Genomic DNA, 25,776 nt, shown 5'->3' on the forward strand with positions numbered 1-25,776 from the left:
CTGTAGACGAAAGACAATCGATACTCGGCTGTAGACAGTCGATCGGCTGCGGACAGCCGAGTACGTCAATCGATATGTGGCTTTCCGGTCGCAGTTGCCCGGTGCTGCCCAGGAGGGGGACCGACCGATGTTGTCGACAGGACTGCCGCAGGGCGCGGTGCCCAAACTCGAACGCCCCGGCCCGCTGCGCGACCGCGTCTACGAGGCACTGCTCGAACTCATCACCACCCGGGCCCTCCAGCCCGGCCAGCATCTCGTCGAGAGCGAACTCGCCACGCACCTCGGCGTCTCACGGCAGCCGGTGCGCGAGGCGCTCCAGCGGCTGAACACCGAGGGCTGGGTGGACCTCAGGCCCGCCCAGGGCGCGTTCGTGCACGAGCCGACCGAGGACGAGGCGGATCAACTCCTCACCGTGCGCACGCTGTTGGAGGCGGAGGCCGCGCGGCTCGCCGCGGCGCACGCGGACAAGGCCGGCATCGAGGCCCTGGACGAGATCCTGGCCCAGGGCATGCTGGCCGTGGCCGGTGACGACGTGGACACCGCAGTCGCCCTGAACGCCCGCTTCCACGCGAAGATCATCGAGCTCGCGGGCAACGCGGTGCTCGCCGAACTGGCGGCCCAGGTGGACCGCCGGGTGCGCTGGTACTACACGCCGATCGCCCGGCAGCGCGGTCACCAGTCCTGGATCGAGCACCGCGACCTGATCGCGGCGATCGCCGCCCACGACGAGCAGTCGGCCACCCGGCTGATGCGTGAACACACCGAGCACACCCGGCGTTCGTATCACGACCGCCCCAAGTCCTGAGCCTGCTCGGGACAGGTGTCTCACCGGGCTTCGACCGGTTTCGGGTACGTCGCATCCGCTCTTTGTCCTGTGAGTGGAGAAAGTTGACGGCAATCCGTGCACAGCTTCTTCCCAGGTTCGGCAGGCGCTGCTACGTTCCCTTCGAAAGCGCGACACCGGTGGCCGAACTGAGGCGGGGAGGGGCTCGTGAGACGTATGACGGCGCGACCCGCGAACGCCCATCAGGCCCGTCTGCTCAAGCTGTTGCGGGACGGCGGCCCCAACTCCCGAGCCCAACTGGGTGATCAGGTCGACCTGTCGCGGTCCAAGCTGGCCGTGGAGGTGGACCGGCTCCTGGAGACGGGACTGGTCGTGGCCGACGGACTCGCCGCCTCGCGCGGCGGCCGCCGCTCCCACAACGTCCGGCTCAACCCCGGGCTGCGCTTCCTCGGCGTCGACATCGGCGCGACCTCGGTCGACGTCGCCGTCACCAACGCCGAACTGGAGACCCTCGGACACCTCAACCAGCCCCTCGACGTACGTGAGGGTCCGGTCGCGGTCTTCGAGCAAGTCCTGTCCATGGCCGCGAAGTTGAGGGCGACGGGACTCGCCGAGGGCTTCGACGGCGCCGGCATCGGCGTACCCGGGCCGGTTCGTTTCCCCGAAGGCGTGCCGGTGGCACCGCCGATCATGCCCGGCTGGGACGGCTTCCCCGTGCGGGAGGCGCTCAGCCAGGAGCTGGGCTGCCCGGTGATGGTCGACAACGACGTGAACCTCATGGCGATGGGGGAGCAGCACGCGGGTGTCGCCCGAACCGTCGCCGACTTCCTCTGCGTCAAGATCGGCACCGGGATCGGCTGCGGCATCGTCGTCGGCGGCCATGTCTACCGCGGTACGACCGGCAGCGCGGGCGACATCGGGCACATCCAGGCGGTGCCCGACGGCCGGCCGTGCGCCTGTGGCAACCGGGGTTGCCTGGAGGCCTACTTCAGCGGTGCGGCCCTGGCCCGGGACGCGCTGGAGGCGGCCCAGCAGGGCCTCTCGGCGGAACTCGCGGCACGGCTGGCGACGAACGGCGGCCTCACCGCCGTCGATGTCGCCGCCGCGGCGGCCGCGGGAGACGCCACCTCGCTGGAGATGATCCGCGAGGGTGGCAACCGTGTCGGCCAGGTCATCGCCGGACTCGTCTCGTTCTTCAACCCCGGCCTGGTGGTGATCGGCGGTGGGGTGACCGGCCTCGGCCACACCCTGCTCGCCGCGATCCGCACCCAGGTGTACCGCCAGTCGCTGCCCCTGGCGACCGGCAACCTACCCATTGTCCTCGGGGAGTTGGGCCCCACCGCCGGTGTCATCGGCGCGGCCCGGCTGATCAGCGACCACCTCTTCTCGCCCGCCTGAGCCGCTACCCGCACGGTCTCACAACACAGCTTGTCGCTCCGCCCTGCCCTGCTCCACCCTGCTCAGCCCTGCTCTGCCCTGAGAACAACGACTTGTTCTGCCCTGACTCCGGCCCGCACGTCCGCCGAGGGGAACCCACATGGCAACAGAACCACCCCTGCTCAGCATGTCCGGCATCACCAAGTCCTTCCCCGGAGTACGGGCGTTGGACGGCGTAGACCTCGCCGTCCAGGCCGGTGAGGTGCACTGTCTGCTCGGCCAGAACGGTGCCGGCAAGTCCACCCTCATCAAGGTTCTGGCCGGCGCCCATCAGCCAGACGACGGCGTCATCCGCTGGCAGGGCGACCCCGTCACCCTGCGCTCCCCGATCGCCGCCATGCGCCTCGGCGTCGCCACCATCTACCAGGAACTCGACCTGGTGGAGCACCTGTCGGTGGCCGAGAACGTCCACCTGGGACATGAACCCACGGCCGCCGGATTCGTCGTACGGGGCAAGGTGGCGCGCGCCTCGACGGGCGCCCTGCTGAAGCGACTCGGGCATGCCGAGATCGATCCCGCCCGGCTGGTGGGGGAGTTGTCGGCGGCGCAACAGCAGATCGTCTCCATGGCGCGTGCGCTCTCCCACGACGTGCGGCTCATCGTGATGGACGAACCGTCCGCCGCGCTCGACCCGGACGAGGTCGACAACCTGTTCCGTATCGTCGGCGACCTGACCGCCGACGGAGTGGCCGTCGTCTACATCTCGCACCGGCTCGAGGAGATCCGCCGCATCGGCGACCGCGTGACCGTACTGAAGGACGGCCGCGCGGTGGCGGGCGGGCTCCCGGCGAAGACGACGCCGACCCGTGAGGTCGTCGCGTTGATGACGGGGCGCAACGTCGAGTACGTCTTTCCCGAGCGTCCGTCGGGTGACGTGGTCGCCGTCACGGACAGTGCCGCAGGAGTGGCCGGCGTCGGTGCCGGGTCCGCCGCCGGGACACCCGTGCTGGAAGTGCGGGGGCTGGCTCGGGAGGGTGAGTTCGCATCCCTCGACCTGACCGTGCGGCCCGGGGAGATCGTCGGGCTCGCCGGGCTGGTCGGCTCGGGGCGGTCGGAGATCCTGGAGACGATCTACGGAGCGCGGAAGCCGAGTGCCGGTCAAGTCCTCGTCGACGGCAAGCCGTTGCGTCCAGGCAGTGTGCGGGCGGCTGTACGGGCGGGGCTCGGACTGGCCCCCGAGGAACGCAAGGCGCAGGCCCTGCTGATGCTGGAGTCCGTCACCCGCAATGTCTCCGTCTCCTCCATGTCCCGCTTCTCGCGCGGGGGTTGGATCGACCGGCGTGCCGAACGGGGGGCGGCGCGGGCGGCGACGCGTGAGCTGTCGCTGCGCCCCGACAATCCGTCCGTCCCCGTGCGCACGCTGTCCGGCGGCAACCAGCAGAAGGCGGTCCTGGCCCGCTGGCTGCTGCGTGGCTGCCGGGTCCTGCTCCTCGACGAGCCGACGCGCGGCGTCGACGTCGGTGCCCGCGCCGAACTGTATGCAGTCGTCCGTCGACTGGCTGACGAAGGCCTCGCCGTGCTGCTGGTCTCCAGTGAGGTGCCCGAGGTGCTCGGCCTCGCCGACCGGGTGCTGGTGCTCCGCGAAGGCCGCGTCGTCCACACGGCGCCTGCCCGTGAGCTGGACGAACACCGCGTACTCGATCTCGTCATGGAAGGAAGCCCGGCGTCATGACGCAGCCCGTCTCCCCACCGCGGGACAGCACCGACAAGGTGCCGCAGATCCCGCTCCCCGCCTGGCGCACCGCAGTGGCCCGCGCCGACGTCCGCACCCTCTCCCTGCTCGGCGTGCTCGCCGCGCTCGTCGTGATCGGCGGGATCACCAAACCGGACGAGTTCCTCGACACCCGCAACCTGCAACTCGTCCTCACCCAGGGGTCCGTGATCGGCGTCGTCACCGTCGGGATGACCTTCGTCATCACCTCCGGGGGCATCGACCTCTCGGTCGGCGCGATCGTCGCGCTGGCCTCGGTGTGGGCGACCACGGTCGCCACCCAGGAATACGGTTTCGCGGGCATCCTCTTCACGGCGGTGATGGTCGGCCTGGGCTGCGGCCTGGTCAACGGTCTGCTCATCGCCTACGGCGGGATGGTGCCGTTCATCGCGACGCTCGCCATGCTGGCCTCCGCCCGCGGACTGGCCCTCCAGCTCACGGACGGCCGGACGCAGATCGTGACCGTGGACGGCGTCCTCGACCTGGGCGAGCGTGACGCCTATGTGCTCGGTGTCCCGCCGCTCGTGATCGTCTTCGCGATCGTGACGGTCATCGGCTGGTTGGTGTTGAACCGCACCACGTTCGGTCGCCGCACCGTGGCCGTCGGCGGCAACGCGGAGGCCGCCCGGCTCGCCGGCATCGACGTACGCCGCCAGCGGCTGTACCTCTACCTGCTGTCCGGCCTGTGCTGCGGCATCGCCGCCTTCCTGCTGATCATCCTGTCCGGCTCGGGACAGAACACCAACGGCAACCTCTACGAACTCGACGCCATCGCGGCCGCGATCATCGGCGGCACGCTGCTCACCGGGGGGCGCGGCACCATCACAGGCTCCGTGCTCGGCGTACTGATCTTCACCACGATCACCAACATCTTCGCCCTGAACAACCTGCAGAGCGACGTCCAGCAGATCGCCAAGGGCGCGATCATCGTCGCCGCCGTGCTGGTCCAGCGCCGTACCGCGAGCACGACCTGAGGAAAGGGTTCACCGTCATGCCGGAGCCGACACCGTTCACGAACCGCTTCACCAGTCGCAGAGGAATGCTCTTCGGGGCCGCCGCAGTCTCGGCCGGGACCCTCCTCGTGGGTTGCACCAGCAACGATTCCAAGGACGAGGAGCCGGCCGCGAACGACCAGCCGGCCGCCGACGACAAGCCCGGCAAGCAGGTCACCATCGGCTTCGCCGGACCACAGGCCGACCACGGCTGGCTCAACGCCATCAACGACAACGCGGAGAGCCGCGCGAAGAAGTACTCCGACGTGACGCTGGAGATCACCGAGGGCTCGAACGACACCGCCCAGCAGATCGGCCAGATCGAGACGCTCATCAACAAGAAGGTCGACGTCCTGGTCGTGCTGCCCGCCGACGGCAAGGCCCTCACCCAGGTCGGCCTGAAGGCGATGCGCGCGGGCATCCCCGTCGTCAACCTCGACCGGATCTTCAACACGCCTCAGGCGTACCGGTGTTGGGTCGGCGGCGACAACTATGGGATGGGTCTCAACGCCGGGCACTACATCGGGGAGAAACTCAAGGGAAAGTCCGATGCCCGCGTGATCGAGCTGGCCGGTCTGGACAACCTGGAGCTCACCAAACAGCGCACCCAGGGCTTCGACGACGCTCTGAAGAACTACCCCAACATCAAGAAGGTCGCCCGACAGGCCGCCGAGTTCACGGTCGAGTCCGGGCAGGCCAAGATGGCCCAACTGCTCCAGGCGCAGCCCAAGTTCGACGCACTGTGGAACCACGACGACGACCAGGGTGTGGGCGCGCTGCGTGCCATCGAGCAGGCCGGACGTGGCGACTTCCTGATGGTCGGCGGAGCGGGCGCCCTTGCCGCCTTCCAGGCGATCAAGCAGGACAACGGTGTCCTGAAGGCAACCGTTCTCTACCCGCCGACCATGGCCGCCTCCGCCATCGACCTCGCCCGGGCGCTCGGTCAGGGCAAGGGCGTCGGCGGTCTCGCCGAGTACGAGATCCCTGCCTCGATCACCCTCTACTCGGCGGTCGTCGACAAGACCAACGTCGACCAGTACATGTCCACCGGCTTCAAGTAGGGCGTGCTCTTTCCGGAGGACGGTCGCACGCCACCCGGTTCGGCAGCGGTACACGGGCCATCGGCTACGGGATACGAAGTACGGGATACAGCCGACGAGGGGGCGGGCACGGGTTCCGCGCGCCGGGCACTCGGCCGAGCGGCCTGAACCGCACGCGCGGTGCGGAAGCCACCGACTTCCGTGAGGTTCGTCCCGGCTCCGCACGGCGCATGCGCGGTCGTCAACTCTTCCTGTAGGGGGCCACCGGATCTGGGGACGGTGCGGCTTCCGACGGGTCGTATCCACCGCATGCACCGCATCGGCCCCGTCGACCGGGAAGGTCCGGCCCGACGAGCCTGCCGCGCCCGAGCGAGCCCCGTCCGAGCCGAACCCGCACACCGGGCGGCATCAGCCCCGTCCGGCGGCACCAGCTCCCCCTGGGGATCCGCCGGACGGCCCGGGCTCTTGTGCCGCCCGACGGCGTCCCACCCCCCACCGTGCCACGACGACAAGGAGGACAACCGTATGGAACAGCCGCAGCGGTCAGCAGGACCGGAGGCGGGCAAGCAGCCGCTCCGTGTGGGGATGGTCGGTTACGCGTTCATGGGCGCCGCCCACTCCCAGGGCTGGCGCACCGCGGGCAGAGTCTTCGATCTTCCCCGCCGTCCGGTCCTCGCCGTGATCTGCGGCCGCGATCCCTTCGCCGTGCGGGCAGCGGCGGACCGGCACGGCTGGGCGGCTACCGAGACCGACTGGCGTGCTCTGATCGCCCGGGACGACGTCGACCTCGTCGACATCTGCACCCCCGGCGACTCCCACGCCGAGATCGCTGTGGCGGCGCTGGCCGCCGGCAAGCACGTCCTGTGCGAGAAGCCCCTCGCGAACACCGTCGAGGAGGCCGAGACCATGGCCCGCGCAGCCGAAGCCGCGCACGCGCGGGGTCAGTTGGCGATGGTCGGCTTCAACTACCGCCGCGTCCCGGCGACGGCCCTGGCCCGGCGGATGGTCGCCGAGGGCCGACTGGGAACACTGCGCCATGTCCGTGTGACGTACCTTCAGGACTGGCTGGTCGACCGCGAGTTCCCGCTGACGTGGCGACTGCGCAGGGAACTGGCCGGCTCCGGCTCGCTCGGCGACCTGGGCGCGCACATCGTCGACCTCGCCCAGCACCTGGCGGGGGAGCGGCTCGCGGGAGTCTCCGCGATCACCGAGACCTTCGTACGGCAGCGGCCGTTGCCCGGTGGTCCGACGAGCGGCCTGAGCGCTGCCTCCGCCGACGGCACCGGCACGGTCACCGTGGACGACGCCGCCCTGTTCACCGGTCGCTTCACCTCCGGCGCGCTCGCCTCCTTCGAGGCGACCCGGTTCGCCACCGGACGCAAGAACGCCCTGCGTCTCGAACTCAACGGCGAACGCGGCTCGTTGGCCTTCGATCTGGAGCGCCTCAACGAGCTCTGGTTCCACGACGCCACCGAACCGAGCACGCACGCCGGCTTCCGCCGCATCCTCGTCACCGAGCCCGACCACCCCTACCTGAACGCGTGGTGGCCGCCGGGCCACGGGCTGGGCTACGAGCACACCTTCGTCCATCAGGTCCGCGACCTGGTGCACGCCGTCGCCGAGGGCAGCAGCCCCGAACCGTCCTTCGCCGACGGGCTTCAGGTTCAGCGCGTTCTGGCGGCGGTCGAGGAGAGCGCCGAGAAGAACTCCGTCTACACCCCGATAGCGGACTGAGGACCAAGGAGGGCCTGGAGCATGCCGCGTACGTTCACACTCTTCACCGGTCAGTGGGCCGACCTGCCCCTGGAGGAGGTCTGCCGCCTCGCTCGCGACTTCGGTTACGACGGGCTCGAACTCGCCTGCTGGGGAGACCACTTCGAGGTCGACAAGGCGCTCGCGGATCCCGGGTACGTCGAGTCCCGTCACCAACTCCTGGACAAGTACGGGCTGAAGTGCTGGGCCATCTCCAACCACCTGGTGGGGCAGGCGGTCTGCGACGCGATCATCGACGAACGCCACCAGGCCATCCTGCCCGCCCGTATCTGGGGCGACGGCGAACCTGAGGGCGTCCGACGGCGAGCCGCCGCCGAGATCGCCGACACCGCCAGGGCCGCGGCCGCCTTCGGCGTCGACACGGTGATCGGCTTCACCGGCTCCGCCATCTGGCACCTGGTCGCCATGTTCCCGCCCGCGCCCGAGTCGATGATCGAGCGGGGCTACGAGGATTTCGCCGAGCGCTGGAACCCCATTCTCGACGTCTTCGACACGCAGGGAGTGCGGTTCGCGCACGAGGTGCACCCCAGCGAGATCGCATACGACTACTGGACGACCGTACGCACGTTGGAGGCGGTCGACCGTCGACCGGCTTTCGGCCTCAACTTCGACCCGAGCCACTTCGTGTGGCAGGACCTCGACCCGGTCGGCTTCCTGTGGGACTTCCGCGACCGCATCTACCACGTGGACTGCAAGGAGGCCCGCAAGCGTCTGGACGGCCGCAACGGGCGCCTCGGCTCCCACCTGCCCTGGGGCGACCCGCGACGCGGCTGGGACTTCGTCTCCGCCGGCCACGGCGACGTCCCCTGGGAGGACGTCTTCCGCATGCTGCGCTCCATCGACTACCAGGGCCCGATCTCCGTTGAGTGGGAGGACGCCGGGATGGACCGGCTACAGGGCGCCCCCGAAGCCCTCGCTCGCCTCCGGGCCTTCGACTTCGAGCCGCCCTCCGCGTCCTTCGACGCGGCGTTCGGCAACTGAGCCGGCTGAGCGACCCGAGGCGACCGAGCCCCCCACAGGCTCACCTGACTGTTCATCCGTCACCGGGATGACGGCGCATCCCGGCATTCGCGCACCCGCCCGTACAACCAGCCCCACTCTGGAGGCATCCGTGCACGGGAACGACCCCACCACCGGCACCCGCAGAGCCGAGACCCGCGGACGACGTCCATCGCTGCGCAGAGCCGTCGCCCTGCTGAGCGGCGTCCTGCTGGCCGGCGCGTCGCTCACCCTCACCGCACCCCGGGTCGGCGCAGCCGTCGCCGACCCGGTGGTCGCGGCAGCCGAGGACTTCCAACAGGTCACCCTCGCCAAGGGCGAGGCCGAGGTAGGCGAGCCCATGTCGCTCGCCGTGCTGCCCGACCGCTCCGTCCTGCACACCTCACGCGACGGCGAACTCCGGCTCACCGACGCCGCCGGCAACACCCGACTGGCCGGCAAGCTCGACGTCTACTCCCACGACGAGGAGGGCCTCCAAGGCATCGGAGTGGACCCGGAGTTCGCAGCCAACCGCTTCATCTACCTCTACTACGCACCGCCGTTGAGCACCCCCGCGGGCGATGCCCCCGAGACCGGGACGGCTGCCGACTTCGCTCCCTTCGACGGGGTCAACCGCCTTTCCCGCTTCGTGCTCGGGACGGACGGGACGCTCGACGTCTCGAGCGAGACGAAGATCCTCGACGTACCGGCCTCACGCGGCCTGTGCTGCCACGTCGGCGGCGACATCGACTTCGACGCGGCAGGGAACCTCTACCTGTCCACCGGCGACGACAGCAACCCCTTCCAGTCGGACGGCTTCACGCCCATCGACGAGCGCGACAACCGCAACCCCGCGTTCGACGCCCGCCGTTCCTCCGGCAACACCAACGACCTGCGCGGCAAGATCCTGCGCATCAAGGTGAACACCGACGGCTCGTACGCCGTCCCGGACGGGAACCTGTTCGCGCCCGGTACGGACAGGACACGGCCCGAGATCTACGCGATGGGTTTCCGCAACCCGTTCCGTTTCAGCGTGGACAAGGCCACCGGCATCCTCTACGTCGGCGACTACGGCCCCGATGCCGGCGCGGCCGACCCGGCTCGCGGACCGGCCGGTCAGGTCGAGTTCGCACGTGTCACCGGGCCCGGGAACTTCGGGTGGCCGTTCTGCACGGGCGACAATGATCCGTATATTGCATACGATTTCGCGACCGGTGTGTCCGGAGCGCCCTTCGACTGCGCCGCCCCGAAGAACACCTCGCCGCACAACACCGGCCTCACCGACCTGCCCCCGGCCCAGCCCGCCTGGATTCCGTACGACGGCCCGTCGGTGCCCGAGTTCGGCGACGGTTCGGAGTCCCCGATGGGTGGCCCCGTCTACCACTACGACGCCTCGCTCGACTCGCCGGTGAAGTTCCCGGAGGCCTACGACGGGAACTTCTTCGCCGGAGAGTTCGGCCGGCGCTGGATCAAGCGCATCGCCGGCGCCGCGAACGGCGCCGTGCAGTCGATCAACGCCGTCCCGTGGACCGGTACCCAGGTGATGGACATGGCGTTCGGGCCCGACGGGGCGCTGTACGTCCTCGACTACGGCACCGCCTGGTTCGGCGGTGACGAGCACTCCGGTCTGTACCGCATCGAGAACGCCACGGACGGCCACTCCCCGGTCGCCCAGGCCGCAGCCGACCGCACATCGGGACAGGCCCCTCTGAAGGTACGTTTCTCCTCCGCCGGAACGACCGACCAGGACGGCGACGCGCTCACCTACAACTGGGACTTCGGCGACGGCGGCACCTCGACGGCGGCCAACCCCCCGCACAAGTACAAGAAGAACGGCACGTACACCGCGACCCTGACCGCCGAGGACGGCTCCGGCCGTACCGGCAGCGCGAGCGTGCGGATCGTGGTGGGGAACACGGCGCCGAAGGTGGTGCTGGAAACACCGAAGGACGGCCAGTTGTTCAGTTTCGGTGACGCGATCCCGTTCAAGGTGCGGGTCACCGACCCCGAGGACGGCAAGGCGATCGACTGCTCCAAGGTCGAGGTCACGTTCGTCCTCGGCCACGACAGCCACGGTCACCCGGTGACGTCGGCAACCGGTTGCACCGGCACCCTCCAGACCAGCGCCGACGGCGGCCACGACGAGGACGCCAACATCTTCGGAGTCCTCGACGCCGAGTACACCGACGGCGGAGGCGGCGGCCAGGCCCCGCTCACCTCGCACGACCAGAACGTCCTTCAGCCCCGCCACCGCCAGGCCGAGCATTTCGGCGACTCGTCCGGCGTCACGGTCATCACCAAGGACGTCGCCCACGGCGGCAAGACGGTCGGCGACATCGACAACGGTGACTGGATCTCCTTCACGCCGTACGTCCTCGGCAACGCCAAGAAGGTCACGGCACGTGTCTCCTCGGGCGGCGCGGGCGGAACGCTGGAGATCCGCGCCGGCTCGCCGACCGGCACCCTGCTCGGCAAGGCCACCGTCCCGGTGACCGGCGGCTGGGAGGCCTTCCAGGACGTCAGCGCCGACCTGTCCCGCGCCCCGAGCGGCACCACCACGCTCCACCTCGTCTTCAAGGGCGGCGCCGGCGCTCTCTTCGACGTGGACGACTTCACCTTCACGACCGGCTGAGAGGAGGGCACGTGATGTCGTATGCAACCCGCCGACTGGCCACCGTCGTCGTGGGCGCGGCGCTGCTCCTCGGCAGTGTCTCGGGCCCGGCTGCCTCGCACTCCGGGGACAGCGGGAGCAAGGGCACGGGGAAGGGAAACAGCGGGAAACGGGTGCTGGTCTTCTCCAGGACGGCCGGCTTCCGGCACGACTCGATCCCGGACGGCGTCGCTGCGGTGCGGGAGCTCGGCGCGACGGGCGGCTTCGGTGTCGACGCCACCGAGGACGCGGGCGCGTTCACGCCGGGGAACCTGCGGCGCTATCAGGCCGTCGTCTTCCTGTCGACGACCGGGGATGTCCTGGATCCCGCACAGCAGGCCGCCTTCGAGGGCTACATCCGGCACGGCGGCGGTTATGTCGGGGTCCACGCGGCGGCCGACACCGAGTACGACTGGGAGTTCTACGGCGGCCTCGCCGGCGCCTGGTTCCAGTCGCATCCGGCGATCCAGCCGGCGACGGTCGACGTCGAGGACCGGGCCCACCCGGCGACCTCGGGGCTCGCCCGCACCTGGAACCGCACCGACGAGTGGTACAACTACCGCTCCAACCCGCGCGAGCGGGCGCACGTCCTGGCCTCGCTCGACGAGCAGTCGTACACGGGCGGCACCATGGACGGCGACCATCCGATCGCCTGGTGTCAGAACTATCAGGGCGGCCGCGCCTTCTACACCGGAGGCGGCCACACGAAGGAGTCCTACGCGGATCCTGCATTCCGTAGACACCTGCTGGGCGGGATACTGTATGCGGTCGCCGATGTGCAGGCCGATTGCCGACCGGAGAACGGATACCGTCCACTCTTCGACGGCACGTCTCTCGACGGCTGGCAGCAGGCCGGACCCGGCTCCTTCACCCTCTCCGACGACGGCACACTGACGTCCACCGGCGGAATGGGTCTGCTCTGGTATGCCGGTCGTGGCTTCGGGGCGTACTCCGTGAAGCTCGACTGGAGGACCACAGCCGCCGGCCCGAGCGACCCCGGCGACGACAACTCCGGTGTGTTCGTGGGCTTCCCGCCGTCGGACGACCCGTGGTCCGCCGTGAACAACGGCTACGAGATCCAGATCGACGCCACCGACGTCCCGGAGAAGACCACCGGGTCGGTCTACGGTTTCCGGTCCGCCGACCTGAAGAAGCGGGACCGCGCGCTGAACCCGCCGGGGGAGTGGAACACGTACGAGATCCGGGTGGAGGGCGAACGTCTGCGCGTCTGGCTCAACGGCGTGAAGATCAACGACTTCACCAACACCGATCCGGCGCGGAGTCTGCGCGACGGGCACCTCGGCCTCCAGAACCACGGAGCCGACGACATGGTGTCCTTCCGTGACGTCCGGATCAGGGAACTGCCCGGCCAGGGCCACTGAACGGCGGCGGGCGGGGGACGCCGTACCCCCGCCCGCCGTCACCACCCCGGCCCCGCGCCGCCCCGAACTTGCAAGCGGTTGGGGCCCGTTCGTCTTCCTCTCCCTTCCTCTCTCTTCTTCATCCTTCCTCCCGCCTCGTACTCCGGGGTTCGCGCACGACAAGGAGGCTGCCCATGTCCGCGTCCCTTTCCCGTCCCCCGCGCGTCGGCGTCTGGCTGATCGGGGCCCGCGGTTCCGTGGCCACCACCGTGGTCGCGGGGTGTGCCGCCGTCACGGCCGGCCTGCACCCGCCGACGGGCCTGGTCACCGAGACGCCCGCCTTCGCCGACAGCGGCTTGCCCACCTTGTCCTCCCTCGTCTTCGGCGGGCACGACACGACCGACTGCCCCCTGCCCAAACGCGCTGAGCAACTAGCGGCCGGTGGAGTTCTCCCGGCGGGCCTCCCCGCGGCAGTCGAAGCCGAACTCAGCGCTGTCGATGGGGAGATCAGACCCGGAGGCCCTGTTCCGGGAGACACCCGCAGCGACGGGCGGCTGATCGACGAGTTCGCCGCCGACATACGCGACTTCGTACGGCGCCGCGGTCTCGCACGTGCGGTGGTGGTGAACGTGGCCTCGACCGAACCGGCGGCGACCGGCTCCGAGCTGCCACCGAGCTCCCTCTACGCCGCCGCGGCCCTGCGGGCCGGCTGCCCGTACGTGAACTTCACCCCGTCCACGGGACTGCACCACCCCGCGCTGGTCCCCGTGGCGGAGTCGAGCGGGCTGCCGTACGCCGGCCGTGACGGCAAGACCGGGCAGACGCTGCTGCGTTCCGTCCTGGGGCCGATGTTCGCCCAGCGGGCACTGGCCGTCCGGGCCTGGTCCGGCACCAACCTCCTGGGCGGCGGTGACGGAGCCGCCCTGGCCGATCCGGCAGCCGCCGAGGCGAAGAACGCGGGCAAGGAACGCGTCCTCGCCGACACGCTCGGGACCGCTCCCGAGGGCCGGGTCCACATCGACGACGTTCCGGTACTGGGGGACTGGAAGACCGCCTGGGACCACGTCGCCTTCGACGGCTTCCTGGGCACCCGCATGATCCTGCAGACCATCTGGCAGGGCTGCGACTCCGCGCTCGCGGCACCACTCGTCCTCGACCTGGCCCGCCTCGCCGCCCGGGCCCACGAAGCCGGCCTGTCCGGCCCGCTCGGCGAACTCGCCTTCTTCTTCAAGGACCCCGTGGGCGATGCGCCGTCGGCCCTGGCGGATCAGCACGCCCGACTGGAGCGGTTCGCCCGACGGCTGAGGGGCGACGGGGGAGCGGGCGACGGGAGTGGCGGGACCGGCGGACGCCAGACAGCCGGGGTGCTGCGCGATCACACGAGGTCGGGCGAGGAGGCGGCGGGATGAGCGGCGGCGATGCGGTGCGTGGAGTTCAGGGGCGAGCGGTCGCGGCGGCCACCGTGCCGGACGGAGGGATGTCTGCGGAGGCCGGTGCGACGGGCCGTTGTGTGGGTCAGGGGGCCGGGGTGTCGGACGGGAGGGTGGGGTCGCAGGCCGGCACGTCGGACGGGTGGGCGGGTGCGGAGACCGGTACGCCGGGCGGGCCGGCCGACGCGGTGGCCGGTGCCGCGGAGCGGAACCGCGCACGCGTGCGGGCCTGGGCCGAACTGCTGCGGGTGCCCGCCCTGTTCACCGTCCCCGGCGACGCGCTGGCGGGCGCCGCCGCGCTCACCCGGTGCCCCGATCACCGGACCCTGCTCGCCATCGGCTCCTCCTGCTGTCTCTACGAGGCCGGCATGGTTCTCAACGACTGGGCGGACCGCGCGGAGGACGCCGCCGATCGCCCCCATCGCCCTCTCCCCTCCGGCCGCGTGAGCCCCGCCGCCGCCTTCACGGCGGCCTGCGCCTTCACCTTCGCCGGTCTCGCCCTGGCCGCCCGGGCGGGCCGCCCTGCCCTGACGATCGCGGCTCCGCTCGCGGCCACCGTCTGGTCCTACGACCTGGCGCTGAAACACACGCTCGCAGGCCCGTTCGCCATGGCCGCCGCCCGTGGCCTGGACCTCCTCCTCGGTGCTGCGGCCACCGCGGGACGCGCACGCCCGGCCCTCCCCTCCGCCGCGCTCCTGGCCACGCACACGCTCGCGGTCACCACTCTGTCCCGCCAGGAGACCCGCGAGGGCACGCCGACGGCAGCCCTGGCAGCCCTGGCCACGACAGGCGCACTGACCTGGCTGGTGCAGCGTCGGCCGACACCCGGCCCGCCACCGGACCGACGCTCACCCGACGGGCAGGTACACGGTCATCGTGGGAGGCCAGAGCCAGGATCCGCACGGCGTTCACCCGCGCCGCTGACCGCAGCGCTCGCCGCCACCTACGCCGGCACCACGGCCCGCTCCTACCTGCACGCGTCTCTCAACCCGTCCCCTCCTCTCACCCAACAAGCCGTCGGCGCCGGCATCCGCGGCACCATTCCCCTCCAGGCCGCTCTCGTCGCCCGCTCGGGAGCCACCACTGCCACCGCCACCGCGCTGCTCACGGCCGCCCTGGCGCCGGTCGCCCGGAGACTCGCGAGGCGGGTGAGCATCACGTGAATTCCGGACCTGCGAGCCGCGAAAACGGCGGCGCCGAGAAGGCCCCGAACGCGATCACCCCGCCCCCGCACCCGCCCTCGCCCCGGCCCCTGGCATCGCTGCCTTCGCCCCCGCCTTCGCTCCCGCTCCGCTTCGGCTACGGCACGAACGGCCTCGCCGATCTCCGCCTCGACGACGCCCTCGCCCTGCTCTCCGACCTCGGCTACGCCGGTGTCGGACTGACGCTCGACCACATGCACCTCGACCCGTTCGCCCCGGACCTCGCCCTCCGCGTCCGACACCTCGCGCACCGACTGGACGCCCTCGGGCTGGACGTCGCCATCGAGACCGGCGCCCGCTATGTCCTGGACGCGCGTCGCAAGCACGGCCCCTCCCTCCTGGACCCGGAGCCGGACGATCGCGCCCGCCGCGTCGACCTGCTGCTCCGCGCCGTCCGGATTGCCGGGGACCTCGGCGCGCACGCCGTCCACTGCTTCAGCGGAACCCTCCCGCCAGGCACGGCGGCGGAGACCGCATGGCAGCGCCTCGCCGATACTCTCGCCCCCGTCCTGGACGCCGCCGCGTCCGCGGGCATCCCCCTCGCCGTCGAACCCGAACCCGGTCACCTGCTGGCCACCCTCGCCGACTTCCACCGGCTCCGCCGTGCTCTGGACGACCCGGCGTCCCTCGGCCTCACGCTCGACATCGGCCACTGCCAGTGCCTCGAGTCACTCCCGCCTGCCGACTGCGTACGCGCGGCGGCCCCATGGCTGCGTCACGTCCAGATCGAGGACATGCGCCGCGACGTCCACGAACACCTTCCCTTCGGGGAGGGCGAGATCGACTTCCCGCCCGTCCTGGCCGCTCTCGCCGACACCGGCTACCGCGGGCTGACGGTGGTCGAACTGCCCCGTCACTCCCACGCCGGCCCCCACCACGCCGAAGCCTCCCTGCCGTTCCTCCGCCACGCGGCGGCATCCGCTCAAGTCACCGTCACCGACCACGCCGATCCGAAGCCGCCCTGCTCCCCGGTCCCGACCACCGGCACGACCGCCCGCACGACCGTCGTCCCAACCGCCGTCCCAGCCCTCGGCCTTGCCGTCGGGTCTCCCGACCGGCAGCGGCCACCTGCCGTCGTCCCACTCCCGAGCCGCCCGTCCCGGGCAGCCAACCTGCCCGTCGCGCCACCTGGCGAGCCCTCCGCCACCCCAGAAGGGAGTACTCCATGACCCACCCCCACGCCGCCCCGGCAATCCCGGAAGCGGAACGCGCGGGCACCACCCCGGCCCGCACGCCGCTCGACGTCCTGCACCGCCACCTCGACACCCATCTCGAGGCGCCCGCCCGCGTCTGGTTCCGCCGAGCTCTCGACGAGGCCGCCGCCCACCCGGGCACCCATGGCCCCATCTCGGTGTGGGAGTTACGTCTCGCCGAGGCCGGGCGCCGTTGCGGCGGTCGTCACGCCGACGCCGCCCGCGTGCTCATCCTCCGCGCGGCCCGCGCCGACCCTGAGTCCCTGGCCCGCGTGTACTTCCAGGGCACGGCCGAGGAACGTCGCGCGGTCCTGCACGCGTTGCCCCACCTCGTGTCAGGGCCCGATGCCCTCCCGCTGGTCGAGGACGCCCTGCGCACCCATGACACCCGGCTCGTCGCGGCCGCCGTCGGCCCCTACGCCGCCCGTCACCTCGACGCCCACGCCTGGCGCCACGCCGTCCTGAAGTGCCTCTTCGCCGGAGTGCCCGTCACCGAGGTGGCGGGCCTCGAACAGCGCGCCCGCGCAGACGCCGAACTCGCCCGCATGCTCGGCGACCACGCCACCGAACGCACCGCCGCGGGCCGTCCCGTACCCCGCGATCTGCACCGCGTCCTGACTCTGACCGGTCTGCCCGACCCGACGGCCCTGCCCGACCCGAACGCCGTTACGTCGGCCGACTCGGGCGCACCCATCCCAGACCTCCACCGCACGGACCCCCCTGGCGCGGGCAGTTCCCACCGCCCGGCCCACCCCCACGGCAAGGAGTCCTGATGCGCATCTTCGACCCCCACATCCACATGACCTCGCGCACCACCGACGACTACGAGGCGATGCACGCGGCCGGTGTCCGGGCCGTCGTCGAGCCGGCATTCTGGCTGGGACAGCCCCGTACCTCGACCGCCTCCTTCCTCGACTACTTCGACTCCCTTCTCGGCTGGGAACCGTTCCGGGCCGCGCAGTACGGCATCGCCCATCACTGCGCGCTCGCCCTCAACCCCAAGGAGGCCAACGACCCGCGCTGCGCGGCCGTCCTGGAGGAGCTGCCGCGCTATCTCGTCAAGGACCACGTCGTGGCCGTCGGCGAGATCGGCTACGACTCGATGACCCCCGCCGAGGACACCGCCCTGGCCGCCCAGCTCCAGCTGGCCGCCGACCACGCCCTGCCCGCCCTCGTGCACACCCCGCACCGAGACAAGCTCGCCGGACTGCGCCGCACCCTCGACGTCGTCCGTGAATCCGCCCTGCCGCCGGACCGGGTCCTGCTCGACCACCTCAACGAGACCACCGTGAAGGAGGCGAAGGACGCCGACTGCTGGCTGGGCTTCTCCGTGTACCCCGACACCAAGATGGACGAGACCCGCATGATCGGGATCCTCCGCCTGTACGGGCCGGAGAAGGTCCTCGTGAACAGCGCCGCGGACTGGGGCAGGAGCGACCCGCTCAAGACCCGAAGGGTCGCCGACCTCATGCTCGCGTCGGGCTTCACCGAGGACGAGGTCGATCTCGTCCTGTGGCGCAATCCCGTCGCCTTCTATGGCCTCAGCGGCCGACTCGCCCTGGAGGTGACCGCCCCCGACCCCACCCACGAGGGCAATTCCATCCTGCGCGGCGGGGAGTGAACGATGCGCTTCCGTCACCCCGACGGCACCACCGTCCACCTCGCCTACTGCACCAACGTGCACCCCGCCGAGACCCTCGACGGCGTCCTCGCCCAACTCCGCGACCACTGCGAACCCGTCCGGCGCCGCCTCGGCCGTGACCGGCTCGGTGTCGGGCTGTGGCTCGCCAGGGATGCCGCCCGGGCCCTGGACACCGACCCGTCGGCCCTGCGCGGCCTGCGCACCGCACTCGACCGGCGGGGCCTCGAGGTCGTCACCCTCAACGGATTCCCGTACGAGGGGTTCGGCGCCGAGGAGGTCAAGTACCGCGTGTACAAGCCCGACTGGGCAGACGCCGAACGCCTGGAGCACACCACCGCACTGGCCCGTGTCCTCGCCGGACTTCTCCCCGACGATGTCACCGAAGGCACCATCTCCACCCTCCCGCTCGGATGGCGCACCGCCTGGAACGCGGCACGCGCCGCGACGGCGCACTCCGCCCTGCGCACCCTCGCCGAACGCCTGGACGCGCTGGAGGAGCTGACCGGCCGCTCCGTCCGGGTCGGCCTGGAACCGGAACCCGGCTGCACCGTCGAGACCACCGCCGACGCCCTCGCCCCGCTCGCGGCCGTCGGCCACCCCCGTATCGGCGTCTGCGTCGACACCTGCCATCTCGCCACCTCCTTCGAAGACCCGCTCACCGCCCTGGACGCGCTCGCCGAAGCCGGCGTCCCCGTCGTCAAATCCCAGCTGTCGGCCGCCCTGCACGCCGAACGCCCCCGTCTCCCCGCCGTCCGCGAAGCCCTCGCCGCGTTCGACGAACCCCGCTTCCTGCACCAGACCCGCACCCTCACCGCCACCGGCCTGCGCGGCACCGACGACCTCGGCGAGGCACTCGGCGGCACCGCTCTGCCCGACACCGGACCCTGGCGCGCCCACTTCCACGTCCCGCTGCACGCGGCCCCCGCCGCGCCCCTCACCTCCACCCTCCCCGTACTCAAAGCCGCGCTGACCCGCCTGGTCGGCGGGCCGCACCCGCTGACCCGTCACCTCGAGGTCGAGACCTACACCTGGCAGGCACTCCCACCCGAACTGCGGCCCCGCGCCCGAGCCCAGCTCGCCGACGGCATAGCCGCCGAACTCGCCCTGGCACGTGACCTCTTGACCGACCTCGGCCTCAAGGAGCTCCCATGACCAGCCCGGCGTCCGGCGACACGGGGCCTCAGGACCGGCCCGGACTCCACGCCCACGCCTCTGCCCCCAAGACGCCAGTGCCCCTGCTCGTCCTCGACGTCGTCGGTCTCACCCCCCGTCTGCTCGATCACATGCCCCACCTGAAGACCCTCGCCCGGGCGGGCTCCCTCGCACCGCTCGGGACCGTCCTGCCGGCCGTCACCTGTGCCGCGCAGTCCACCTTCCTCACCGGCACGCTCCCCGCGGAGCACGGCATCGTCGGCAACGGCTGGTACTTCCGCGAGCTCGGCGACGTCCTGCTGTGGCGTCAGCACAACGGTCTCGTGGCCGGTGACAAGCTGTGGGACGCCGCCCGGCGGGCGTATCCCGGGTACACGGTCGCCAACGTCTGCTGGTGGTACGCCATGGGCGCCGACACCGACTACACCGTCACCCCCCGTCCGGTCTACTACGCCGACGGCCGCAAGGAACCCGACTGCTACACCCGCCCGGCGTCCCTGCACGACGAACTCACCGAGAAGCTCGGCACCTTCCCCCTCTTCCACTTCTGGGGACCGGGCGCGGACCTGGTCTCCAGCCGGTGGATCATCGACGCGACCCGCCACATCCTGCGCACCCGCAACCCCGACCTGGCCTTGTGCTACCTCCCTCACCTCGACTACGACCTCCAGCGCTTCGGCCCCGACGACCCCCGCTCCCTCCGGGCGGCCGCCGCCCTGGACACGGCCGTGGCCCCCCTTCTGGCCGATGCCCGGGCCCAGGGCCGTACCGTCGTGGCGCTGTCCGAGTACGGCATCACCCGGGTGAGCAGGCCCGTCGACATCAACCGCGCCCTGCGCCGCGCGGGCCTGCTCGAGGTGCACACCCAGGACGGCATGGAGTACCTCGACCCGATGGCGTCCCGTGCCTTCGCCGTGGCCGATCACCAGCTCGCCCACGTCTACGTGCGCCGACCCGAGGACCTGCCCCGTGTCCGGGAGGTGCTGGAGGAACTGCCCGGTGTCGGTGAACTCCTCGGCGACGAGGGCAAGAAGAAGCACGGTCTCGACCACCCGCGCTCCGGTGAACTCGTCGCCGTGGCGGAGCCGGACGCCTGGTTCACGTACTACTACTGGCTCGACGACGCCCGCGCGCCCGACTTCGCGCAGCTGGTGGAGATCCACCGCAAGCCCGGCTACGACCCGGCCGAGCTGTTCATGGATCCCCTCGACCCCTATGTGAAGGTCAAGGCGGCGGGTGCGCTGGCCCGAAAGAAGCTCGGCCTGCGCTACCGCATGGCGGTGGTGCCCCTCGATCCGTCACCTGTTCGGGGCAGCCACGGACGTCTTCCCGCGAGCGACGACGACGGTCCGCTCCTCATCTGCTCCACCCCCCGTTCGCTCGGCGACCGCGTCGCGGCCACCGACGTGAAAGCACTGCTGCTCCAACTGGCCGGTCTGTGCTGACCGGTTGCCGACTGTCACAAGTGAAGCACTCACCACTGACAACGCCCTCCGATCCCGAGGAGTTCCAGACATGAGCCGCATGTCCGACATCGACCCCGAACTCACCCACCGCCTGACCAGACGAGGCATGCTCGGCGTCGCCGCGGGAGCCACCGCGGCCGCACTGCTGGGGGCCGCCGCCTCGCCCGCAGGCGCGGCACCCGCCACCGGCACCGGTGCCTCCACCTCCGGCCGCGGCCGTCCCGTCCTGCCTCCCGGTCGGCTCGGCATCCAGCTCTACAGCCTGCGCGACAAGGTCTCCACGTTGGGCTTCGCCCCCGTCTTCGCCGAGTTGAAGAAGTACGGATACGACGAGGTCGAGTTCGCCGGCTACACCCAGGGCTCCGCGGGCCCCATCACCCTTGCCCAGCTCAAGCGGCTGGCACGCAACCACGGACTGACGCCGATCGGCAGCCACGTCGGCTACTACGCCGAGGACCCGAACGCCTACACCTTCGCCCAGAACCTCACCAAGGTCCTCGACGATGCCCAGGCCCTCGGCCTCAAGCACATCGGCACCGCCTCCGGGCCGTTCCGCTACGGCTCCACCGTCGACGCGTGGAAGCGCGCGGCCGAGGAGTTCAACACGTACGGAGCGGCGGCGCGGGCCCGCGGCATGAAGTTCTACCAGCACAACCACTCCGACGAGTTCGGCTTCGCGACCGACAACCCCAAGGTCCGTCTCTACGACGTACTGCTCGCCGAGACCGACCCCGACCTGGTGTTCCTGGAGATGGACATCTTCTGGGCGTACGCCGGCCAGTTCCGCTTCTCGAAGCGGGCCGACGGTACGGCCGCGCCCTTCGAGCCGCTGGACTACGTCCTGCGGCAGCCGCATCGCTATCCGCTCTTCCATGTCAAGGACGGCGTCAGCGACCCCTCGAACCAGTTCGGGTACCGGATGACCGACGTCGGGGACGGAGACATCGACTACCAGCGGTTCATCTCCGCCGTGACCCGGCTGCGCGGCGAGCGGTCGGCCCACCACTGGCAGGCCGAGCACGACAACCCGGTCGAGTCGTTCGCCTTTGCACGGAAGTCGAGCGCGCACCTGCACTCGTTGCGCGAGAAGTGCTGAGCACCTGACGCCACCTGCGCTGACCGGGCGCACGCGCGCGTGGAGGCCCACCCCGGCAGATGACGGGGTGGGCCTCCACGCGCGCGTGCGTCGTCAGCCAGCGGGCCGGGGCCGAGCAGCCGAACCACTCGCCCCTGACATCGCCCGCCCGGATCACGCCGAACCGCGCGAGCCCCAGGACGACGATGACGAAGAGCTGTCGGCCGCGAGGGGATCTGTCGTCATGTCAGGCCGTTTCCTCGCCGAGCGGATGAGGGTTGGGGACGATTCGACGACCGGCCGTCGGCCTGCCCGGTGCCTTCAGGAAGAGCGCCAGTACCGAGGAGGCGAGCCCGATGCAGCCCGCCAGGACGAACGCGCCCTCGTAGTCCCACACGCCGACCACGATCGAGCCGACTCCGGAGCCCACGAGGCCCGAGATGAGCTTGGAGCTGTAGACCATGCCGTAGTTGCTGGCGTTGTTGTTCTCACCGAAGTAGTCCGCGGTCATTGCGGCGAACAGCGGGAAGATCGCGCCGCCGCCGAAGCCGGAGACCATGGAGCAGAACAGGAAGAACGGCATGCTGCCCATCTGGCCGGAGACCAGCACACCGAACTGTGCGGTGCCGAGCACCAGGCAGACGATGATCAGGGTGTGGCGGCGTCCGTAGCGGTCGGAGATCCAGCCGATGATGCCGCGCCCGGTGCCGTTGACGATCGCCTTCAGGGACATGGCCGTGGCCACGATCCCTCCGGCGAAGCCCATGTCCTTGCCGAACGGCACCTGGAAGGCGATACCGAAGATGTTGATCCCGGCCGTGCACAGCAGACAGAACCACATCATCCACAGGACGGGCGTACGCGCTGCCTCCTTGGGGGTGTACTGCTTCACCGCCGGCGGGTTCTTCTGCAGAGCCCGGCGGATCTTCGGGTCGTCGGTGAGCTTGAGCGGGTCGACGTGCGCGGGCCACCAGTTCTTCGGCGGGTCCTTGAAGAACCACCCCGCGAAGGCCACGACGGTGCAGCAGGTGAGGCCCACCATCACCAGTACGCCCTTGTAGTTGCTCAGGTCCATGTACGACGTGAACAGGAACACGAAGGGCACCGAGCCGTAGGCGAAACCGCCGTTGACCATGCCGGTCTTGCCGCCCTTGCGCTCGGGGTACCACTTGCCGACCATGTTCACGCAGGTCGCGTAGACGAGGCTGGCGCCGATGCCGCTGCACATGCCGAAGCCGAGATAGGCGACGGCGACATGCGGCGCGTACGCGAGGGACAGATAGCCGAGGACCGTGCCCAGCGCGCCGAGCATCATCGCGTACCGCGCGGGCAGCCTGCCGCTCTCCCGCAGCTGCCCGGCCGGGAAGGCCACGGCCGCCTGGAAGAACACCCAGACGCCCATCAGCCAGAAGATGTGCCCACTGCTCCACAGGTGAGCATCGTGCAGCGTGTCCTCGGCCGACGTGAACGCGTACTCCGAGGAGCTGATGCCCAGCATGCCCATCCAGGGAAAGAGCACCATGGTCCAGCGTGGTCGCCCCATGATGTCCCGGTCGCTCTCGCCGATCCGGTACACACGGCCGTTGCGGTCCGTCACCTCCCGATAAGGGAGGGACGGGGAGTAGTCGGTGGTTGTCATCGCTCAGCACCCCTTGCGTCGAAAGTTCTGGCCAGCGCCCCCTGTCCAATGCCTTTCGTGTGCGCTCGGGACCCGGGCCGGCCGACGCGCACCGTCGGCCGGCCCCGCGCCTGGGTCACGTCATGAACCGCCCCCCAACAGTCCCGCCGCACGCGCCCACCGGTACTTGGCGCCGAGCACCGCCACCGGCTGCTCGGTCGTGTACGGGTAGGCCACGACGCCCCGTTCGTAGAGGTACTGGCAGGCCTCCTCGACCTCGACGTCACCCGCGAGCGACGCCACGACGGGCTTCTCCACGCCGCGTTCGCGGAACTCGCCCACCACGCGCGCGGTGAGCTCCGCGAAGACCATCGGGGGAGTGACGATCGTGTGCCAGTAGCCGAGCACCAGCGCGTGGATACGCGGATCCTCGAGCCCCAGCCGGATGGTCGCCTCGTACGTCGACGGCGGCTCGCCCCCGGTGATGTCGACCGGGTTGCCCGCCGCCCCGAAGGGCGGGATGAACGCGCGGAACGCCGTGTCGAGATCCGGCGGGATCTCCATCAGGGTGAGGCCGTTGTCGGTCACGGCGTCCGACAGCAGCACACCGCTGCCGCCCGCGCCCGTGATGATGACGATGTTGTCGCCCTTGGGGGTGGGCAGCACCGGCAACCCGCGCGCGTACTCCAGCATGTCTTTCAGCCCCGGCGCTCTGATGACACCCGCCTGGCGGAGGATGTCGTCGTAGACGGCGTCGTCGCCCGCGAGCGCCCCGGTGTGCGAGCCGGCCGCCTTCGCGCCCGCCGCCGTACGGCCCGCCTTGAGGACGACGATCGGCTTCTTCGGTACGGTCGCCCGCGCGGCCTCGACGAAGGCGCGGCCGTCCTTGAGGTCCTCCAGGTGCATCGCGATGCAGTCGGTGTGTGGGTCCTCGCCGAACCAGGTCAGCAGGTCGTCCTCGTCGAGGTCCGACTTGTTGCCGAGCCCGACGATCGCCGACACGCCCGTCTTCGTGGTGCGTGCGAAGCCCAGGACGGCCATCCCGATGCCACCGGACTGCGAGGTCAGCGCGACCCCGCCCTTCACGTCGTACGGCGTGCAGAACGTGGCGCACAGGTCCTGCCAGGTCGAGTAGTAGCCGTAGATGTTCGGTCCGAGCAGCCGGACGCCGTGGCGCTCGCCGATGGCCACGATCTCTTCCTGGAGGGCGTGCTCGCCGGTCTCCGCGAAGCCGGACGGGATCAGCACCGCGTTGGGGATCCCCTTGCGTCCCACCTCCTCCAGGGCCGAGGCCACGAACTTGGCGGGAATCGCGAAGACCGCCACATCCACCTCTCCGGGAACGTCGGTGACACTCTTGTACGCCTTGCGGCCCAAGATGTCATCGGCCCGGGGATTCACCGGATGGATGTCCCCGGCGAAACCGCCGTCGACGAGGTTGCGGATCACCGAGTTGCCGATCTTGCCCCGCTCGTTGGAGGCACCGATCACGGCGACGGAGCGCGGCTCCATCAAGCGCCGCATCGAGGTGAGGATCTCCGCGCGCGTGTGGCGTCGGCGCGCAGTGACCGGCGTGTCGGAAAGGATCACGCGGATGTCCGCAGCGATCGCGCCCTCGGCCGTGGCGATCACCGGGTTGAGGTCCACCTCGGCGATCTCCGGGAAGTCCGCGACCAGCCGGGACACCCGGCGGATCTGCTCGGCGACCGCCCACCGGTCCACCCCGGCCTGCCCGCGCACGCCCCGCAGGACCTTCGCCGCCCGGATCGAGTCCAGCATGGACAGCGCCTCGTCGGCGTCCACCGGAGCCAGCCGGAAGGTGACGTCCCCCAGCACCTCGACGAGCACCCCGCCGAGCCCGAACGCCACGACCTTGCCGAACGTCGGATCCGTGACCGCCCCGACGATGACCTCCTGGCCCTTCGGCAGCAGTTCCTGGATCTGTACGCCCTCGACCCTGGCCCCGGCGTCGTACGCACGCGCGTTCTCGACGATCCGGTGGAACGCCGCCCGTACGTCCGACGCGCCCTCCACGCCGACGATCACTCCGCCCGCGTCGGTCTTGTGCAGGATGTCCGGCGAGACGATCTTCATCACCACGGGGCCCCCGAGGCGCGCCGCGTACGCGACGGCCTCCTCGACGTCCCTCGCCAGCTCCTCGCCGGGTACGGCGATCCCGTACGCGTCGGCGATCACCTTGCCCTCGGGCGCGGTCAGCGCGGTCCGTCTTTCGGAGCGCACCGTGTCGAGCAGCGCACGCACCCTGAGCATC

The 25,776-nt window shown here is 70.7% G+C and carries 19 protein-coding genes; 17 read left to right on the forward strand and 2 right to left on the reverse strand.

The window, feature by feature from the left end; genetic code table 11:
- Nucleotides 1-127: 127 nt before the first annotated feature.
- The 17 genes from OG736_RS35055 (at nucleotide 128) to OG736_RS35135 (ending at nucleotide 21,907) form a co-directional block, all read left to right on the forward strand.
- Nucleotides 128-805, forward strand: coding sequence for a GntR family transcriptional regulator (locus tag OG736_RS35055; RefSeq protein ID WP_327185966.1), 678 nt, complete (start codon nucleotides 128-130; stop codon nucleotides 803-805).
- A gap of 195 nt (nucleotides 806-1,000) precedes the next feature.
- Complete coding sequence (locus tag OG736_RS35060; protein WP_142268154.1) at nucleotides 1,001-2,182, forward strand: ROK family transcriptional regulator; 1,182 nt, start codon at nucleotides 1,001-1,003, stop codon at nucleotides 2,180-2,182.
- A gap of 139 nt (nucleotides 2,183-2,321) precedes the next feature.
- Entirely contained in the window at nucleotides 2,322-3,893 is a 1,572-nt protein-coding gene (locus OG736_RS35065; RefSeq protein WP_327185968.1) for a sugar ABC transporter ATP-binding protein, read from the forward strand.
- The gene (locus OG736_RS35070; protein WP_327185969.1) at nucleotides 3,890-4,906 is read left to right on the forward strand and encodes an ABC transporter permease; all 1,017 of its coding nucleotides are present in this window, start codon (nucleotides 3,890-3,892) and stop codon (nucleotides 4,904-4,906) included. The genes OG736_RS35065 and OG736_RS35070 overlap by 4 nt, the downstream gene beginning before the upstream one ends.
- A gap of 17 nt (nucleotides 4,907-4,923) precedes the next feature.
- The gene (locus tag OG736_RS35075) at nucleotides 4,924-5,985 is read left to right on the forward strand and encodes a substrate-binding domain-containing protein (RefSeq protein ID WP_327185970.1); all 1,062 of its coding nucleotides are present in this window, start codon (nucleotides 4,924-4,926) and stop codon (nucleotides 5,983-5,985) included.
- A gap of 504 nt (nucleotides 5,986-6,489) precedes the next feature.
- Nucleotides 6,490-7,698, forward strand: coding sequence for a Gfo/Idh/MocA family protein (locus tag OG736_RS35080; protein WP_327185971.1), 1,209 nt, complete (start codon nucleotides 6,490-6,492; stop codon nucleotides 7,696-7,698).
- Nucleotides 7,699-7,719: 21 nt separating this feature from the next.
- Nucleotides 7,720-8,718 (forward strand): sugar phosphate isomerase/epimerase family protein, encoded by a 999-nt coding sequence (locus OG736_RS35085; RefSeq protein ID WP_327185972.1) that lies wholly within the window; start codon nucleotides 7,720-7,722, stop codon nucleotides 8,716-8,718.
- 130 nt (nucleotides 8,719-8,848) lie between these two features.
- Nucleotides 8,849-11,347 carry a carbohydrate-binding protein gene (locus OG736_RS35090; RefSeq protein ID WP_327185973.1) on the forward strand — a complete coding sequence of 833 codons (2,499 nt, stop codon included), beginning with the start codon at nucleotides 8,849-8,851 and terminating at the stop codon, nucleotides 11,345-11,347.
- Nucleotides 11,348-11,361: 14 nt separating this feature from the next.
- Nucleotides 11,362-12,747: a ThuA domain-containing protein gene (locus tag OG736_RS35095; protein ID WP_327185974.1), complete on the forward strand. Its 1,386-nt coding sequence runs from the start codon at nucleotides 11,362-11,364 to the stop codon at nucleotides 12,745-12,747.
- A 173-nt stretch (nucleotides 12,748-12,920) separates the two neighbouring features.
- Nucleotides 12,921-14,135 (forward strand): inositol-3-phosphate synthase, encoded by a 1,215-nt coding sequence (locus tag OG736_RS35100; protein WP_327185975.1) that lies wholly within the window; start codon nucleotides 12,921-12,923, stop codon nucleotides 14,133-14,135.
- Nucleotides 14,136-14,344: 209 nt separating this feature from the next.
- Entirely contained in the window at nucleotides 14,345-15,319 is a 975-nt protein-coding gene (locus OG736_RS35105) for an SCO3242 family prenyltransferase (RefSeq protein WP_327187795.1), read from the forward strand.
- Nucleotides 15,320-15,417: 98 nt separating this feature from the next.
- Complete coding sequence (locus tag OG736_RS35110; RefSeq protein WP_442817205.1) at nucleotides 15,418-16,527, forward strand: sugar phosphate isomerase/epimerase family protein; 1,110 nt, start codon at nucleotides 15,418-15,420, stop codon at nucleotides 16,525-16,527.
- Nucleotides 16,524-17,324, forward strand: coding sequence for an EboA domain-containing protein (locus tag OG736_RS35115; RefSeq protein ID WP_327185976.1), 801 nt, complete (start codon nucleotides 16,524-16,526; stop codon nucleotides 17,322-17,324). The genes OG736_RS35110 and OG736_RS35115 overlap by 4 nt, the downstream gene beginning before the upstream one ends.
- Nucleotides 17,324-18,172 (forward strand): TatD family hydrolase, encoded by an 849-nt coding sequence (locus OG736_RS35120; RefSeq protein ID WP_327185977.1) that lies wholly within the window; start codon nucleotides 17,324-17,326, stop codon nucleotides 18,170-18,172. Before OG736_RS35115 ends, OG736_RS35120 begins: the two co-directional genes overlap by 1 nt.
- Before the next feature lie 3 nt (nucleotides 18,173-18,175).
- Nucleotides 18,176-19,345: a metabolite traffic protein EboE gene (eboE, locus tag OG736_RS35125; RefSeq protein WP_327185978.1), complete on the forward strand. Its 1,170-nt coding sequence runs from the start codon at nucleotides 18,176-18,178 to the stop codon at nucleotides 19,343-19,345.
- Complete coding sequence (locus OG736_RS35130; protein WP_327185979.1) at nucleotides 19,342-20,790, forward strand: alkaline phosphatase family protein; 1,449 nt, start codon at nucleotides 19,342-19,344, stop codon at nucleotides 20,788-20,790. Before eboE ends, OG736_RS35130 begins: the two co-directional genes overlap by 4 nt.
- A 70-nt stretch (nucleotides 20,791-20,860) precedes the next feature.
- On the forward strand, nucleotides 20,861-21,907 hold the full coding sequence (locus tag OG736_RS35135; protein WP_327185980.1) for a sugar phosphate isomerase/epimerase family protein: 1,047 nt from the start codon (nucleotides 20,861-20,863) through the stop codon (nucleotides 21,905-21,907).
- A 226-nt stretch (nucleotides 21,908-22,133) separates the two neighbouring features.
- On the opposite strand, the gene OG736_RS35140 is transcribed toward OG736_RS35135, so the two are convergent.
- Complete coding sequence (locus OG736_RS35140; RefSeq protein WP_327185981.1) at nucleotides 22,134-23,525, reverse strand: OFA family MFS transporter; 1,392 nt, start codon at nucleotides 23,523-23,525, stop codon at nucleotides 22,134-22,136.
- Between the two features lie 120 nt (nucleotides 23,526-23,645).
- A complete protein-coding gene (locus OG736_RS35145; RefSeq protein ID WP_327187797.1) occupies nucleotides 23,646-25,775 on the reverse strand; it encodes an acetate--CoA ligase family protein in 2,130 nt (709 codons plus the stop codon).
- Between the last annotated feature and the right edge of the window lies 1 nt (nucleotide 25,776).

It is taken from the genome of Streptomyces sp. NBC_01334, from assembly GCF_035983595.1.
GTDB lineage: Bacteria > Actinomycetota > Actinomycetes > Streptomycetales > Streptomycetaceae > Streptomyces > Streptomyces coriariae.